The sequence below is a fragment of the Bacillus sp. CH_48 genome (genome assembly GCF_038008465.1).
Classification (GTDB): Bacteria; Bacillota; Bacilli; order Bacillales; family Bacillaceae_G; genus Bacillus_A; species Bacillus_A thuringiensis_S.
The window spans coordinates 1,538,957-1,554,989 of sequence record NZ_JBBOZF010000001.1; the positions used below are offsets into that span (position 1 = coordinate 1,538,957).

Sequence of the window (16,033 nt, forward strand, 5' to 3'; positions counted from 1 at the left end):
GATTGCGTATGAGTGATGTACTTGCTGATCGTACCCCTCCGCATAATATAGAAGCCGAGCAGGCGGTTTTAGGGGCCATATTAATTGATCAAGATGCGTTAACATCAGCATCAGAGTTATTGGTACCTGACTCATTCTATCGAACGAAACATCAAAAGATTTTTGAGGTAATGCTTGGGTTATCTGACAAAGGAGAACCGATCGATTTAGTAATAATGACATCAGCGATGGCTGATCAAGGATTACTAGAAGAAGTTGGTGGAGTGTCTTATCTAGCAGAGTTAGCAGAAGTTGTTCCAACAGCTGCTAACGTTGAATATTATGCACGTATCATCGCTGAAAAGGCACTTTTACGTCGTTTAATTCGAACAGCGACTCATATTGTGTCGGATGGATACGAGAGAGAAGATGACGTAGACGGCCTTTTAAATGAGGCCGAGAAAAAAATATTAGAAGTATCCCATCAAACGAATGCAAAAGCATTTCAAAATATTAAAGATGTTCTTGTAGATGCTTATGATAAAATTGAACTTTTGCATAATCAAAAAGGTGAAGTTACTGGGATACCAACTGGATTTACTGAATTAGATAAGATGACGGCAGGTTTCCAGCGAAATGATTTAATCATCGTAGCAGCACGTCCGTCAGTAGGGAAAACTGCATTTTCATTAAATATCGCACAAAACGTAGCGACGAAAACGGATGAAAATGTAGCGATTTTTAGTTTGGAGATGGGCTCCGATCAGCTTGTTATGCGTATGCTTTGTGCAGAAGGAAATATCGATGCGCAAAGACTTCGTACCGGGTCATTAACTTCTGATGATTGGGCGAAATTAACAATGGCGATGGGTAGTCTTTCAAATGCCGGTATATATATTGATGATACACCAGGAATTAAGGTAAATGAGATTCGAGCGAAATGTCGTAGACTAAAGCAAGAACAAGGTCTTGGTATGGTTTTAATTGACTACTTACAGCTTATTCAAGGAAGTGGGAAATCAGGTGAGAACCGTCAGCAGGAGGTATCTGAGATTTCTCGTACTTTAAAAGGGATTGCGCGTGAATTGCAAGTGCCTGTTATTGCCTTATCACAGTTATCTCGTGGTGTAGAATCTCGTCAGGATAAACGCCCGATGATGTCTGATATTCGTGAATCTGGTAGTATTGAGCAGGATGCTGATATTGTAGCTTTCCTATATCGTGAAGATTACTATGACCGTGAAACGGAAAATAAAAATACGATTGAAATTATCATTGCAAAACAACGTAATGGTCCGGTAGGTTCAGTAGAGCTTGCGTTTGTTAAAGAATTTAATAAATTCGTTAATTTAGAACGACGCTTTGAGGATGGGGCATAAAGGCAGTATAAAAAAGAAACACATTTCTTATAATAAGATGTGTTTCTTTTTTTATGGGATAAAGATAAGGCTTTCATAAGGTGAAAATATAATTCTTACGAACGAAAATGATTTTTAATAAAAAAATGTTCGCTTTTTGGTTGACTTCTTTTTCGGTTTTGGTACAATTATATTGTTTGAATAGATCGTTTGAAAATTGCGGAGGTGCTTTAATAATGTCTTCAGTAGTAGTTGTAGGAACACAATGGGGCGACGAAGGAAAAGGTAAAATCACTGATTTTCTTTCTGAGCATGCGGAAGTAGTTGCAAGATATCAAGGTGGAAATAACGCGGGACATACAATTGTTTTCGGCGGAGTTAAATATAAGTTACACTTAATTCCATCTGGTATTTTCTATAAAGAGAAAATTTGTGTAATCGGAAATGGCTTAGTAGTAGATCCGAAAGCATTACTTGAAGAGTTAAAATACTTACACGACCGTGGTGTAAGTACTGATAATTTACGTGTAAGTAACCGTGCACACGTTATTTTACCTTATCACTTAAAACAAGATGAGTTAGAAGAGGCTAGTAAAGGTGATAACAAAATCGGTACAACGAAAAAAGGTATCGGTCCTGCATATATGGATAAAGCTGCTCGTATTGGTATCCGTATGGCTGATCTTTTAGACCGTGAAGCATTTAAAGAGAAGCTTGAGCGCAATTTAGTAGAGAAAAATCGTTTGTTTGAAAAAATGTACGATACAGAAGGTTTCAGCGTAGAGGAAATCTTTGAAGAGTACTTCGAATATGGACAACAAATCGCACAATATGTATGCGACACATCTGTTGTATTAAATGATGCACTAGATAACAATCACCGTGTATTATTTGAAGGTGCACAAGGTGTTATGCTTGATATTGACCACGGTACGTACCCGTTCGTTACATCTTCTAACCCGATTGCGGGTGGTGTAACAGTTGGAACTGGAGTTGGCCCTGCGAAAGTTACTCGCGTTGTAGGTGTATGTAAAGCATATACAAGCCGTGTTGGTGACGGTCCATTCCCTACTGAACTTAATGATGAAATTGGTCATCAAATTCGTGAAGTTGGTCGTGAGTACGGAACAACAACTGGTCGTCCGCGCCGCGTAGGTTGGTTCGATAGCGTTGTTGTAAGACATGCGCGTCGTGTTAGTGGTTTAACGGATCTATCATTAAATTCTATCGACGTTCTAACAGATATTCCAACTCTTAAAATTTGTGTTGCTTACAAATACAATGGCGAAGTTATCGATGAAGTTCCAGCAAACTTAAACATTTTAGCGAAATGTGAGCCTGTATATGAAGAGCTTCCAGGTTGGACAGAAGATATTACTGGTGTAAAATCATTAGACGAGCTTCCTGAAAATGCAAGAAAATACGTAGAACGTGTTTCTGAGTTAACAGGAATTCAATTATCTATGTTCTCAGTTGGACCAGATCGTAACCAAACGAATATTGTTCGTAATGTATACGAAGCTTAATTGATATTTTTAGAAAAAACTCATGTCCGCATGAGTTTTTTCTTATCTTTTATAAAAAAATGAAAAAAAGTATTGCGAAGAATACAGAATACATGTTATGATACATCTTGTCGTCACGAAAATATGACGTTGGTGAGTATGAGCCATTAGCTCAGTTGGTAGAGCATCTGACTTTTAATCAGAGGGTCGAAGGTTCGAATCCTTCATGGCTCACCATTTTATTTTTCGTGGCCCGTTGGTCAAGTGGTTAAGACACCGCCCTTTCACGGCGGTAACACGGGTTCGAATCCCGTACGGGTCATGTTTTTTTTATGCTTATTTTTGGTCCCGTGGTGTAGTGGTTAACATGCCTGCCTGTCACGCAGGAGATCGCCGGTTCGACCCCGGTCGGGACCGCCACTTTTGTTTATACCACCATTAGTGGTTTTATATATAGTTTTGGCTCGGTAGCTCAGTCGGTAGAGCAGAGGACTGAAAATCCTCGTGTCGGCGGTTCGATTCCGTCCCGAGCCACTCTCAGGATATTAAGTGGGCCCACTTAATATCCTTTTTATTTATGTAATTTTACAAAACTGAGTAGTTATTTTAAAATAGAACGAGGAGCCTCTAGCAGTTGAAGCTAGAGGTTTTTCTATAGATCGTATAGGATGCCGTGTAAAAGTGGATCATACATGAGTCTATGAGAATAGAGGAGAAAATACTTAAACAAAGGATGCGGTCATATAGGACATACTATGTAAACATCGATATGTTTAGGGATTATTGACCATATTTTTATAAGGAGGAAATAGACGATGATGGGAAAGAAAATTTTAGTAGTTGATGATGAAAAGCCGATTGCAGATATTTTGAAGTTTAATCTAGAAAAAGAAGGTTTTGAAATAGTAATGGCGCATGATGGTGATGAAGCAATTGAAAAAGCTAATGAAGAACAACCAGATATGGTTTTATTAGATATTATGCTACCGGGTAAAGATGGATTAGAGGTTTGCCGTGAAATACGTAAAAGTTCAGAAATGCCGATTATTATGCTTACAGCAAAGGACTCTGAGATTGATAAAGTATTAGGGCTTGAGCTTGGGGCAGATGATTATGTAACGAAGCCATTTAGTACGAGGGAATTACTTGCTCGTGTGAAGGCGAATTTACGCCGTCATCAACAAGGTGGTTCTGCAGAAAAAGAAGAAAATACAGAAATGGTTATTGGACCAATTGTTATTAATCCAAATGCATATAGTGTAACGAAGCGCGAGGAAAATATCGAGCTTACACATCGTGAATTTGAGTTGCTACATTATTTAGCGAAACATTTAGGACAAGTTATGACACGCGAACATTTATTACAAACAGTTTGGGGTTATGACTATTTTGGAGATGTGCGCACAGTAGACGTAACAGTACGTCGTTTGCGTGAAAAAATTGAAGATAATCCAAGCCATCCTACTTTAATTGTAACTAGACGTGGAGTAGGGTATTACTTGCGTGACCCAGAGCAGGAATAGTATATGAAGAAAGTTGGTTTTTTTCAATCTATTCATTTAAAATTTGTGCTTATATATATGCTATTAATATTAATAGCGATGCAAGTTATTGGGGTTTATTTCGTAAGGGAATTAGAGAAGAGCCTAGTACAAGGTTTTAGGGATTCTTTAACGCAGCAAACAAACTTATTATCATATAACTTGAAACAAGAGTTTAAAAAAAGTTATACAAAAGCAGAAACAGAGTCAACAGATGAAACCATTAAAACTTCTATTCGAAAATTTGCCTCTGATCAAAAGAAAGTTATACAAGAGGTAAGTGTATTTGATTCGCATAGAAAGTTATTGGCTATTTCAGATGAATCAAAGCAGAATAAGGTGAATAGAACATCAACTGATATAGCTGTTCAGCGAGTGTTAGTACAAAAAAAGCCAGAAGTGAAAATTGAGAAGGATGGTAGTACAGGCCATCGTGTTCAAGTTATGCTTACTCCGATTCTAGATGATAATGGCAAGGATGCGCTTGGTGTTATATACATCGTTGCATCTATGGAAGATGTATATAAACAAATGAAGGATATAAATCAAATTTTTGCTACGGGAACAGTAATTGCCTTATTAGTAACGGCCGTACTTGGGATTTTATTGGCTCAAACAATTACAAGACCAATTTCAGATATGCGGAGACAAGCAATCGAAATGGCAAAAGGAAATTATTCGAGAAAAGTAAAAGTGCATAGCCATGATGAAATTGGACAACTGGCATTATCCTTCAATAATTTATCAAAAAAATTACAACAAGCTCGTTCTTCTACAGAAAGTGAAAGGCGCAAATTATCATCCGTTTTATCACATATGACAGATGGAGTAATTGCTACTGACCGAAAAGGGGATATTATTTTACTAAATGACCCTGCGGAAAAGATGTTAAATGTTTCTCGTGAAACAGCGCTCGATCAATCTGTTTTAGAGGTATTAGGGATACAGGAAGAATTTACGCTCGATCATTTATATGAAGAGCCAGATTCTGTGTTATTAGATTTTAGTACGAGAAACGAACCATATATTTTACGTGCTAGTTTCTCTGTTATTCAAAAAGAAACAGGGAAGGCCAATGGCTTAATTGCTGTACTATATGATGTAACAGAGCAGGAGCGTATAGAAGGGGAACGCCGTGAGTTTGTGGCGAATGTCTCTCATGAATTAAGGACGCCATTAACGACGATGCGCAGTTATTTAGAGGCACTTACAGATGGAGCGTGGCAGGATCCGAATATTGCACCACAATTTTTAACGGTTACACAAGAAGAAACAGAAAGAATGATTAGACTTGTAAATGCGTTGTTACAGCTATCTAAACTTGATAGTACAGAGCACCGTTTAATGAAAGAATGGGTCGACTTTACTGATTTCTTTAATAATGTTATTGATCGCTTTGAAATGTCTAAAGAGCAAAATGTAAGTTTCAAACGATCTTTCTCTAAAAAATCTAGGTTTATTGATATGGATACTGACAAAATTACTCAAGTGCTGTATAACATTATTTCTAACGCATTAAAGTATTCACCAGAAGGTGGAACAGTAACATATCGCTTACGTGATCGCGGTGATTTATTAGAAATTAGCGTAAGTGACCAAGGAATGGGTATTCCAAAAGAAAACGTTGATAAAATCTTTGAACGTTTTTATCGCGTAGATAAAGCTCGTTCAAGACAAATGGGTGGTACGGGACTTGGATTAGCAATTGCAAAAGAAATGATTGAGGCACATGGTGGCTCTATTTGGGCGAAGAGTGAAGAAGGAAAAGGGACAACTATTTATTTCACGTTACCAATGGCAGCAGATGAAGAGGACGATTGGGAATGAGTATGGAAAACTTTAAAACAATAGTTTTAATTAACCTAGTCGTAATTAGCCTATTTCTTACTTTTAACCTATGGACGTATGTGCCAGATTCTACATCCATGCAAAACGCGAAATTTGTACAGGGCAATGAAGGAACGAATCAAACTAAAATTGCCGATGTTGTCCGTCCTACTTCTATCATCGTGCATAAAGATAAAAATCATTATGGGAGCAGAAGAGAGGCAGATATAGAATCAATCTATAAGCCTCTGGAAGTAGGGGAACTACATGAGTTTAGAGAGATATCAATCACTAAGGGTGATTTCCTGTCCTATGTGCATGGTGAAGGGAAAATTGAACTTGTTTTCCCTACCGATATCCCATTTGATGCAGTTAAATCCATGTTTAACATGAAAGAGAAAGGTACAGATAAGCCTAAACATTTTAATCGTATTCTTCTTGATCCTTCTAGAAGTAAGGATCAAGAAATTAAAATTAACTTTGTTTCTGATGGTGATAACTTTAAAATATATGAGGCAAAATTAAGTGGCGTGTATTTAAAAGATATTGTAAATGCCCAAAATCAATTTATAGTATCAGCAAAGCCTTATTTTGATTATCAAATCAATGATATGAAAAAGTTATTTTTACCAGATGGAACGACAGAGTTAAACAATATAACATATATCTCATCTAATTTAGCAGTGGATACGTTTAAGAATGCTCTGTTTAGTGATCCTCGTTATTTAAGTCCAATTACTGAGATATCGAAAGAAACATTTACAGATGGTATTAGATCTATGGAAATTGAAGACGATCGTCACATGCTAAAGTATAAAAACTCTTCTGTCTTAACTGAGAAAACGATAGATAATTTAATGCTGTTACAAAAAAGCTTTGAATTCGTAAGTGGTCACAGTGGAAGTTTGGATTCATATCGTTTGGACTATATGAATAAAGGAGAGACAGTGTTTCGCTTACATGAAGATGGATATTCCGTATTCAATACAGATGGATTAGCTGAATTGAGACAAAAATGGGGATCAGAAGAAGTAATGGAATATGAAAGACCGTTGCTGTCTTTAAATACTAAAGGCATAGAACAGAAGGTTACTCTTCCGTCAGGGCATGTTGTAATAGCATCTCTAGAAAATAATCCAGAGATAAAGAAACAAGTAATTAAGGATATTGGTATTGGATACAAGTTATCACTAGATGGACAAGTAGTTCGACTACAACCAATTTGGTATGTAAAGCTTGTTGAAGGTGAAACAGGTAAACAGAAAATCTATGAGTGGAGTGAGGGAGGACTAAATGGATTGGGATCGGATTAAAACCATATTTATTGTGACCTTTTTTGTTTTGGACCTCTTTCTCATTTTTCAATTCATTCAAAAGCAAGATAGTAATCAATTGGAGCTTATTGCAGAAACAAAGATAGATCAAGAATTAAAGGCAAACAAAATTACTATAGGGAATATCCCTAAGGAACCGAAAAAAGAGTCGTTTATTAGAGCGGAAAATAAAGCCTTTAAAGAAGATGATATACAGTCTTTGAAAAATCAAACGGCGCATATACAAAATATGTACAAGATAGAAAGTAAGCTAAAAGAGCCTTTTTTAAATACGAAATCATTATCAAAAGATAAGTATAATGAATTTTTGAAGAACTATGTATTGGATGGACAAAAGTATGAATTTGGAGCGGTGAAAGACTCTAAAATTTATTTCTTCCAAAAATATAAAGATAAGCCTATTTTCTATAATAATCAGGCGATGATTGTTGTGGAATTAAATGAAAAAAATGAACTTGTTTCATATACGCAGACAATGCTAACTGATTTAAAAGAAATGGGCGAAGGTGAAAAAACGAAAGAGCAAGAAATTATTACGGCTCAAACAGCTTTAGAAAATTTGTATTTAAAAAATAAAATTCATGGAAATACGCATGTTAAAGAAGCACAAATTGGCTATGCCACTCTTACCGCATCTACTTCTAATAACCAAGTACTTGCTCCAACGTGGAATTTAAAAACGGAGCAGAAACAGGACTTCTTTGTGAATGCAATTGAAGGACAAGTTATGGAATTAGGGGAAAAGGAAAATCAAGTGGTTGATGAACATACTGGAGTGAGAAAGAATGGGGTTGCATTTTAGCGTACTTGCAAGTGGAAGTACAGGAAATATGCTATACGTAGGAACCGATGAAAAAAAATTACTAGTCGATGCAGGTTTAAGTGGTAAAGCGACAGAGGCTTTATTTAAACAAGCAGAACTGAATATAAATGATGTATCAGGTATTCTTGTAACACATGAGCATAGTGATCATATTAAAGGGTTAGGTGTATTGGCGCGTAAATATGATTTACCCGTTTATGCGAATGAGAAAACATGGAATGCAATGGAACATTTAATAGGAAATATCCCAACTGAGCAAAAATTCATTTTCTCAGTTGGGGATGTGAAAACATTTGGTGATATTGAAGTCGAATCATTTGGAGTTTCTCATGATGCGGCAGAACCGATGTTTTATGCTTTCCATAACAATAATAGGAAATTAGCACTTATTACAGATACGGGATACGTAAGCGACCGTATGAAGGGCGTTATTAAGGGAGCTAATGCTTTCGTATTTGAAAGTAATCATGATGTGGAAATGCTTCGTATGGGACGTTACCCATGGAGCATTAAACGACGTATTTTAAGCGACGTTGGGCATGTTTGTAATGAAGATGCTGCATTAGCAATGGCAGATGTAATTACAGATGAGACAAAGCATATTTATTTAGCCCATTTAAGCTTAGATAATAACATGAAAGAACTAGCTCGTATGTCAGTATCACAAGTACTAGAGGAAAAAGGATTTGGAGTGGGTGAATCCTTTGAAATTCACGATACAGATCCAAAAATGCCTACAAAAATTCAATACGTATAATTCTTCATTTTAGTAAACAATAAAGGTGAATATAGTTGTTTTCAGGAAGATGGGTGAACAAATATGTCCTTTATTGATGAAGAAAATTATCGTATGAAACGTGCAGGGAAAAAGAAGCATAAAGGTATAGTTCTTTCTAGTATAGCGGGAACAATTGTAGGAGCTTCTTTATTTGCGTTTGGAGCTCCTTTATTTTCAAATTCTGCTGATACGCTTCCGCAAGCTGAAGCAAGCGGAAGTAATATGGCCGAAGCTCAAGGAATTAAACAGATTAGCTTTGTAGATGCTGTTGACCGTGCATCTGAAGCTGTTGTGGGCGTTATTAACATTCAACGAGATAACTTTTCAGAGGCAGATTCAGAGGCTGGTACAGGATCAGGAGTAATTTATAAAAAGACAAATGGTCAAGCTTATATTGTAACGAATAATCATGTTGTAGCTGGAGCGAATCGTATTGAAGTAAGTTTAAGTGACGGTAAGAAGGTTCCTGGAAAAGTATTAGGAACCGATGTAGTCACAGATTTAGCTGTATTAGAAATAGATGCAAAGCATGTGAAAAAAATAATTGAAATCGGCGATTCTAATACTGTTCGCAGAGGAGAGCCAGTCATTGCGATTGGAAATCCACTCGGACTGCAATTCTCTGGAACTGTTACACAAGGTATTATTTCAGCTAATGAACGTATTGTCCCTGTAGATTTAGATCAAGATGGACACTATGATTGGCAAGTAGAAGTGTTACAAACGGATGCGGCGATTAATCCGGGGAATAGTGGCGGTGCGCTTGTAAATGCAGCAGGACAATTAATTGGTATTAATTCAATGAAAATTGCTGCAAAAGAAGTAGAAGGAATCGGACTTGCTATTCCGGTGACTAGGGCTGTTCCGATTATGAATGAACTTGAGAAGTATGGAAAAGTAAGAAGGCCGTATGTTGGGATTGAACTTAGGTCATTAAATGAAATTCCAAACTATTATTGGTCAAAAACATTACATTTACCAGGTACTGTAACAGAAGGAGTTTGTATTTTGGATGTGAAAAGTCCTTCGCCAGGCGCAGATGCTGGTTTAAGAGAACATGATGTTATTGTGGCAGTAGATGGAAAACCGATTCGCGATATTATTGGATTCCGCACGGCCTTATATGATAAGGAAATTAATGATAAAATGACTCTTACGTTTTATCGTGGTACAAAAAGAGTAACAACAACAGTGAAATTAGGCATTCAAAAGTATTAAAAACAGGAGGGCCTACCTCCTGTTTTCTATTGTAGAAAAGTGAGGTGAAGAAAATGAATTTACCTTGTTGTTTAGAACATGTTGAATTAGCGTTAGATATTATTGTGGATGAGTGTGAAGTTGCGCCGGTTATCAACAATGTGGATAACTCAGAAAAAGAGAAAAAAACATGTGAATTTTGTCAAAATGAGGCGACATATGTTGTATCGAACACAGATTCTCACACAATATGTGGGTAGTGTTTGTGGATATGTGGATAAGTTTTGTGGATAACATGTTTGTAAGGTGGATGATACGTGTGAATATCTCGATTATTTCAATTGGGAAATTAAAAGAAAAATATTTGAAACAAGGTATAGCAGAATACTTAAAACGATTATCAGCATACGCAAAAGTAGAAGTAATTGAATTGCCCGATGAAAAGGCGCCAGAAAATTTAAGTGAAGCAGAAATGTTAATTGTAAAGGAAAAAGAAGGTATACGTATACTGGATAAAATTTCTGATGACACGCATGTGATTGCATTAGCTATAGAAGGAAAGCAAAAGTCATCAGAAGAATTTGCGGTAAGTCTAGATCGCCTTGCTACATACGGAAAGAGTAAAGTCGCATTTGTAATTGGTGGATCACTCGGACTAAGTTCAGAAGTGATGAAGCGTTCAAACGAATCACTTTCTTTTTCAAAGATGACATTACCACACCAATTAATGCGATTAGTATTGCTTGAACAAGTGTATAGAGCGTTTCGGATTAATCGTGGGGAACCGTATCATAAGTAAGATATTCTATGTAAAATAAAAGTAAGACACTGATATTATCATATTTATTTTATTATGCCTATAACTGGAGGCTATGTGAATGGTAAGTGATCAGACGAGATATTCTAGGCTCGCGAATATAACAAAAATAATAAATACGAAATTAGAACTACGTGAAGTATTGCAGCGTGTGACAATGGCGATATCAGAGGAGATTGTTAGGTGCGATGCTGTTGGAATTTATTTACCACAGGAAGATGGAACATTTAGAGGGTTTGCAGGAAAACCAGAGACCATAAATGGCGTAACGCTCGATACTCAGGTAATTGATCCTGAAATAGACTTACTGGCAAAAGAAGTTATTGAAACGAAAAAAACCATCTATATTCCTGATACCTCAAAGGATCATCGACCAGATCCGAGACCAGTTGATGCGTTTAAAATTAAGTCCTTATTAGCTCTGCCTATCTCATTTAGGCAAGAGTTATTTGGTCTGGTTTTTTTATTTGATTATGGGATTCCGATGAACTTAACAGATTCAGAAATTCAAAGTGTTGAAGCTTATGTAAATATGGCCGCGGTCGCAATTCAAAACGCAAATAATTTAACACAAAAGGAAAACCTTATTGCTGAGAAGCAGCTGTTACTAAATGTTACCCGTGATTTATCAATGTGTTCTTCGATACAGGAGAGTTTTGATAAATGCTTTTTTTACTTAGAACAGATTTTAGAGAGTAAAAATATGACTGCCCATCTTCTAGATCCGCTAGATAAAACAACGATTAAAACAACGAAATTAAGTAAGGGCTGTGATTGGACAGAAGCGGATCGGACAGAGAAAAGCTATGAAGCCAAGATCCAAGAGGTTATTCAAACAAAAAATATAGATAGTAAGGATCTATTGATGATTCCATTGGTTTCAGTGGGAGAAGTATTAGGGGTAATCGTCGTTGGCAAAGAAGGAAAAGCTCACAATTACGATAATTCTCAAATTCAACTAGCAAAATCTATCGTTGATGCCACAGCCCCTACGTTTTCAAATTTGTTATATATGGATCAACTAGAAAGCATAGTGAAAGAGCGAACGGGAGAGCTAGCTGCTGCTAATGAAAAAGTTATAAGTGTGATTGAATGTATTACGGATGGATTCTTTACTTTAAATAATAAATGGGAATTTACGTACGTAAATAAGCACCAATATTTTCCGCAAAGAAAAACAGCAAAAGATGTATTAGGAAAGAATATATGGGATGTTTTCCCGAGTGACATCGACACAGTTATGTATAAGGAATTTCATCGTGTGATGTCAGAGCGAACTACAGTTCATTTCGAATTTCTTTCTACTGCAGATGAATATTGGCACGAAGTTATTGCATACCCGTATGATGATGGTATTTGCTGTATTTTTAAAAACATAACGGAAAAAAAGAAATATGAACAGGAATTGAAAAGATTATCTAACATTGATTTAATAGGGCAAATGGCAGCAGGTATCAGCCATGAAATTAGAAATCCAATGACAACGGTACTAGGATTTTTGCAGTTATTAAAAGAAGAGAATACCTATGAGAAACATAATAAGTACTTTCATTTAATGATTGAAGAACTTAACCGTGCCAATTCTATTATTACTGAATTTCTCTCAATGGGTAATACAAGGAAATTAGATTTGCAGATGTTAGATTTAAATTCAATTATCCGCGATATTATCCCTTTAATAAAGATTGATACGTATAATCAAAATAAATATATTCAAGTCGATACAAATGACATTCCGGAATTACTTTTAAATCGTAATGAGATACGGCAATTATTAATGAATCTATATCGTAATGGCTTAGAAGCGATGAATACAGGGAAAGTTCTAACCATTAGCACCTACAAGGAAGGTCAAAATTGTGTGGTGCTTGCAGTGCACGATCAAGGAAAAGGTATCAGGCCTGAAGTCTTAGAGAAACTGGGTACGCCATTTTACACGACCAAAGATAATGGAACTGGATTGGGGTTAGGTGTATGTTATGCCATTGCTGCCCGCCATAATGCAAAAATAGAAATTCAAACAGGATCGGAAGGCACTACCTTTTTTGTTAAATTTAATTATAAAGATAATAAAAATTAAACTTATTTAGATTAGTTACGGTGAACTGTATCATAAATATTGATCCGAAATTAATCATGCCTTGTGTACCAACATGAAGTATTATTGACTGTATATTGAATAAAAAATATAATCAAGAAAAAAGCACTTATCTTTACAAGATAGAGTGCTTTTTTATACGCATTTTATTATTTTAGATTTAACCGATATGTAATGAAGATGTACAGTAAATATGGGGGTATGCAAGTGCCTGGTGAAATCAAGTATACTCAATATAGGAAAAAAGAAGTATTAGATGTACTTAGGGGGGATTAACATATTTAAGGAAGATATGAAAAAAATATTGGCATCATTACTAAAAAATCCATTAGTAATAATCGTATACTGGATTTTTTGTTATGAGTTAGCTTTATTATGTATGTATGGGAGAATGAATAATAATATTTATATTTGGTTATTATCTATAGCATTTCTAATACTTATCATTATATTTACTACAATTAAAATTGTGAAAAATAGGGAACGCGAATCATCCAAATTATTAAATGTAAAGGGATGGAAATACATTTCTGTTCTAATACTTATCCTTATAACGTCTTTTTATGGGATAAAAATTTATAAAAGTGCAACGAATTATGGCGGTAAACTAGCATGGTTTATAGAAAGCGTAAAAAACGAAAGATCAGTTAAACTTGAGCGTGATAATATATATAAGTATGGTGTAGAGGGCATTTTTGAAGATATAAATAAGAAATATACTTTGCCAAAGAAGTTATATATGTCGGATGATTTTACTTTGGAATTTAAATCAGATGGAACAATTACATCATTTGATACTTTTCTTTATGGGAAAAATGCTGCTGGAAAAGAGGAAAGCTACTTAATATCTTATAATAAAAATAAATCAAAAGATATTTTTGTAGGATTAAATGGGTATGTTAACGCTGATTATAATGAAGATAAATTAGTAAAACCTTTAATTAAAACAGTTCAAGCCATTCCAGTTAAACAAACTGTAAGTAAGTGGAATGAAGATAAGTATGGGCTGGTCTATTATGGGAAAAGGAACTGGGGTTACAACAGAGAAGGAATTATTAATATTAATAAAGATGGGAAATTAGAGAAGCTTGAAGAAGCAAAGTCCGAAATAATTGGATATACGGTATCTATATTTATCCCTGGAAAAGAGAAAGAGGTAGTACCTGCTAGATATAATTTACTAGGTGACCCAAATTGGAGTAAGGAAAGTAGTTCTAAAAAGAAAAAGAAGAATTTAACTAATAATAATGAGCAATTTTACTTTTCAAAAGAAGTTGGTTATAAACTAGATGTCACAGATAAAGCATTAGGGAGCACCTTTTATTCACTAAGCAAGACAATTGATGGAGGGGAAACATGGGGAGTTATAAATGAAGACCCGTTCAATGAAGCGGTAGGTAGTGCATCAGGAATCATCTTTTTTAATGAAAAGCTCGGATTTTTAAGGGCAGCCAGACCCTCTGGAAATGAAGGGAGGTTATACCGTACAGATGATGGGGGTATAACTTTTAAAAAGTTGAGCTATACAAATTATGAAGTGAAACTAGAAAGTGGACAGGCAATAAATCCGTTTGATTTTCCTAATATGCCTTATGAGAAGGATGGAGTTTTTAACATGCTAGTAGGGCAAGGAGCAGATGGAGACTACAATGGTAATAGTAGTATACTTTATCAATCAAAAGATCAAGGTGAAACATGGGAGTATGTAAAAGAGGTTAAAGATAATTAATAGTGGGAAAGACCATTGGACAAAAATTACCGATGGTCTTTTAAACATTATTAGATGGTATGTACATTTCCTAAAATAAGTATGTTTCTATTTCTATAAAAATATGCTGTAATATGAAGAGGAAAAAGTATAAGTAGTTAGAGAAGTGAGGAATTAAAGGTGAAGAAGTTTAAGAAGTTTTACTTGGAGATTACGAGTGTGTGTAATCTTGCGTGTAGCTTTTGTCCGCCGACGGAAAGGCAGAAGCAATTCATTTCTGTAGAGGATTTTGCTAAAAGATTAGACCAAATTAAACCTCACACAGACTACATTTATTTGCACGTGAAGGGTGAGCCGTTGCTCCATCCGAAAATAGATCAGCTATTAGACTTAAGTCATGAAAAAGGGTTTAAAGTTAATATTACAACGAACGGAACGTTAATTAATAAGAGAAGGCATAGGCTGTTAAATAAGCCCGCGTTAAGACAAATGAATTTTTCACTGCATAGTTTTGATGGACACCCAGGTTCGCAAGATAAAGAGGGCTATGTAAGGAGTATACTTTCCTTCATTAGGGAAGCGACAAGTCAATCAGATTTAATTGTATCGTTAAGGTTATGGAATTTAACTCAGGATAATAAAACAAATGCTGAAATCCAGAAAAATAGAGAGTTATTATCCATAATTGAAAATGAATTTGATCTATCTTATCAGATTGAAGAGAAGCTTACACCAGGAAAAGGTATAAAAATTGCAGAACGTGTCTTTATTAATCAAGACTATGAATTCCAGTGGCCAGCATTACATGAAGAAGAGGATGACGGGAAAGGATTCTGTCATGGACTTCGTAATCAGGCAGGGATTTTAGCGAATGGGACGGTTATTCCTTGTTGTTTAGATGGTGAAGGGATTATTAACCTTGGAAATATTAATAATGATTCATTTTCTAACATTATAGAAGGTGAAAGAGCAACAAACATTGTCGATGGATTTTCAAAAAGAGTTGCGGTTGAAGAGCTTTGTAGGAAATGTGGATATCGTAAAAGGTTTGGGAAGTAAATATGAAAT

General features: G+C 35.5%; 13 protein-coding genes and 4 tRNA genes. All 17 read left to right on the top strand.

From position 1 onward, the window contains the following. Window positions 1–8 precede the first annotated feature (8 nt). The 17 genes from dnaB (at window position 9) to N2V92_RS07695 (ending at window position 16,024) form a co-directional block, all read left to right on the top strand. A complete protein-coding gene (dnaB, locus tag N2V92_RS07615) occupies window positions 9–1,358 on the top strand; it encodes a replicative DNA helicase (RefSeq protein ID WP_001286147.1) in 1,350 nt (449 codons plus the stop codon). A gap of 215 nt (window positions 1,359–1,573) precedes the next feature. Further along, entirely contained in the window at window positions 1,574–2,863 is a 1,290-nt protein-coding gene (locus tag N2V92_RS07620; RefSeq protein WP_000100230.1) for an adenylosuccinate synthase, read from the top strand. A 140-nt stretch (window positions 2,864–3,003) separates the two neighbouring features. Further along, a tRNA-Lys gene (locus tag N2V92_RS07625) sits at window positions 3,004–3,079 on the top strand. A 13-nt stretch (window positions 3,080–3,092) separates the two neighbouring features. Next, window positions 3,093–3,164: transfer RNA gene (locus N2V92_RS07630), tRNA-Glu, on the top strand. 22 nt (window positions 3,165–3,186) lie between these two features. Further along, window positions 3,187–3,262, top strand: a tRNA-Asp gene (locus N2V92_RS07635). 41 nt (window positions 3,263–3,303) lie between these two features. After that, window positions 3,304–3,376, top strand: a tRNA-Phe gene (locus N2V92_RS07640). A gap of 281 nt (window positions 3,377–3,657) precedes the next feature. Then, window positions 3,658–4,365, top strand: a complete 708-nt coding sequence (walR, locus tag N2V92_RS07645) for a cell wall metabolism DNA-binding response regulator WalR (RefSeq protein WP_000971869.1) — start codon at window positions 3,658–3,660, stop codon at window positions 4,363–4,365. A gap of 3 nt (window positions 4,366–4,368) precedes the next feature. After that, complete coding sequence (gene walK / locus N2V92_RS07650) at window positions 4,369–6,210, top strand: cell wall metabolism sensor histidine kinase WalK (protein WP_000755366.1); 1,842 nt, start codon at window positions 4,369–4,371, stop codon at window positions 6,208–6,210. Beyond that, entirely contained in the window at window positions 6,207–7,523 is a 1,317-nt protein-coding gene (locus N2V92_RS07655; protein WP_000061567.1) for a YycH family regulatory protein, read from the top strand. The genes walK and N2V92_RS07655 overlap by 4 nt, the downstream gene beginning before the upstream one ends. Then, the gene (locus N2V92_RS07660) at window positions 7,504–8,346 is read left to right on the top strand and encodes a two-component system regulatory protein YycI (RefSeq protein ID WP_000383719.1); all 843 of its coding nucleotides are present in this window, start codon (window positions 7,504–7,506) and stop codon (window positions 8,344–8,346) included. Before N2V92_RS07655 ends, N2V92_RS07660 begins: the two co-directional genes overlap by 20 nt. Next, window positions 8,330–9,124 carry an MBL fold metallo-hydrolase gene (locus tag N2V92_RS07665; protein ID WP_000522837.1) on the top strand — a complete coding sequence of 265 codons (795 nt, stop codon included), beginning with the start codon at window positions 8,330–8,332 and terminating at the stop codon, window positions 9,122–9,124. Before N2V92_RS07660 ends, N2V92_RS07665 begins: the two co-directional genes overlap by 17 nt. A 63-nt stretch (window positions 9,125–9,187) precedes the next feature. Continuing rightward, complete coding sequence (locus tag N2V92_RS07670; protein WP_000008032.1) at window positions 9,188–10,363, top strand: S1C family serine protease; 1,176 nt, start codon at window positions 9,188–9,190, stop codon at window positions 10,361–10,363. Between the two features lie 53 nt (window positions 10,364–10,416). Next, complete coding sequence (locus tag N2V92_RS07675) at window positions 10,417–10,602, top strand: CxxH/CxxC protein (RefSeq protein WP_001052827.1); 186 nt, start codon at window positions 10,417–10,419, stop codon at window positions 10,600–10,602. Between the two features lie 59 nt (window positions 10,603–10,661). Next, the gene (rlmH, locus tag N2V92_RS07680) at window positions 10,662–11,141 is read left to right on the top strand and encodes a 23S rRNA (pseudouridine(1915)-N(3))-methyltransferase RlmH (RefSeq protein WP_001027003.1); all 480 of its coding nucleotides are present in this window, start codon (window positions 10,662–10,664) and stop codon (window positions 11,139–11,141) included. Window positions 11,142–11,220: 79 nt separating this feature from the next. Further along, on the top strand, window positions 11,221–13,239 hold the full coding sequence (locus tag N2V92_RS07685) for a GAF domain-containing sensor histidine kinase (protein ID WP_016078232.1): 2,019 nt from the start codon (window positions 11,221–11,223) through the stop codon (window positions 13,237–13,239). Window positions 13,240–13,513: 274 nt separating this feature from the next. Beyond that, entirely contained in the window at window positions 13,514–14,986 is a 1,473-nt protein-coding gene (locus N2V92_RS07690; RefSeq protein WP_000280571.1) for a WD40/YVTN/BNR-like repeat-containing protein, read from the top strand. A gap of 159 nt (window positions 14,987–15,145) precedes the next feature. Further along, window positions 15,146–16,024 carry a radical SAM/SPASM domain-containing protein gene (locus tag N2V92_RS07695; RefSeq protein ID WP_000713633.1) on the top strand — a complete coding sequence of 293 codons (879 nt, stop codon included), beginning with the start codon at window positions 15,146–15,148 and terminating at the stop codon, window positions 16,022–16,024. Window positions 16,025–16,033: the final 9 nt, after the last annotated feature.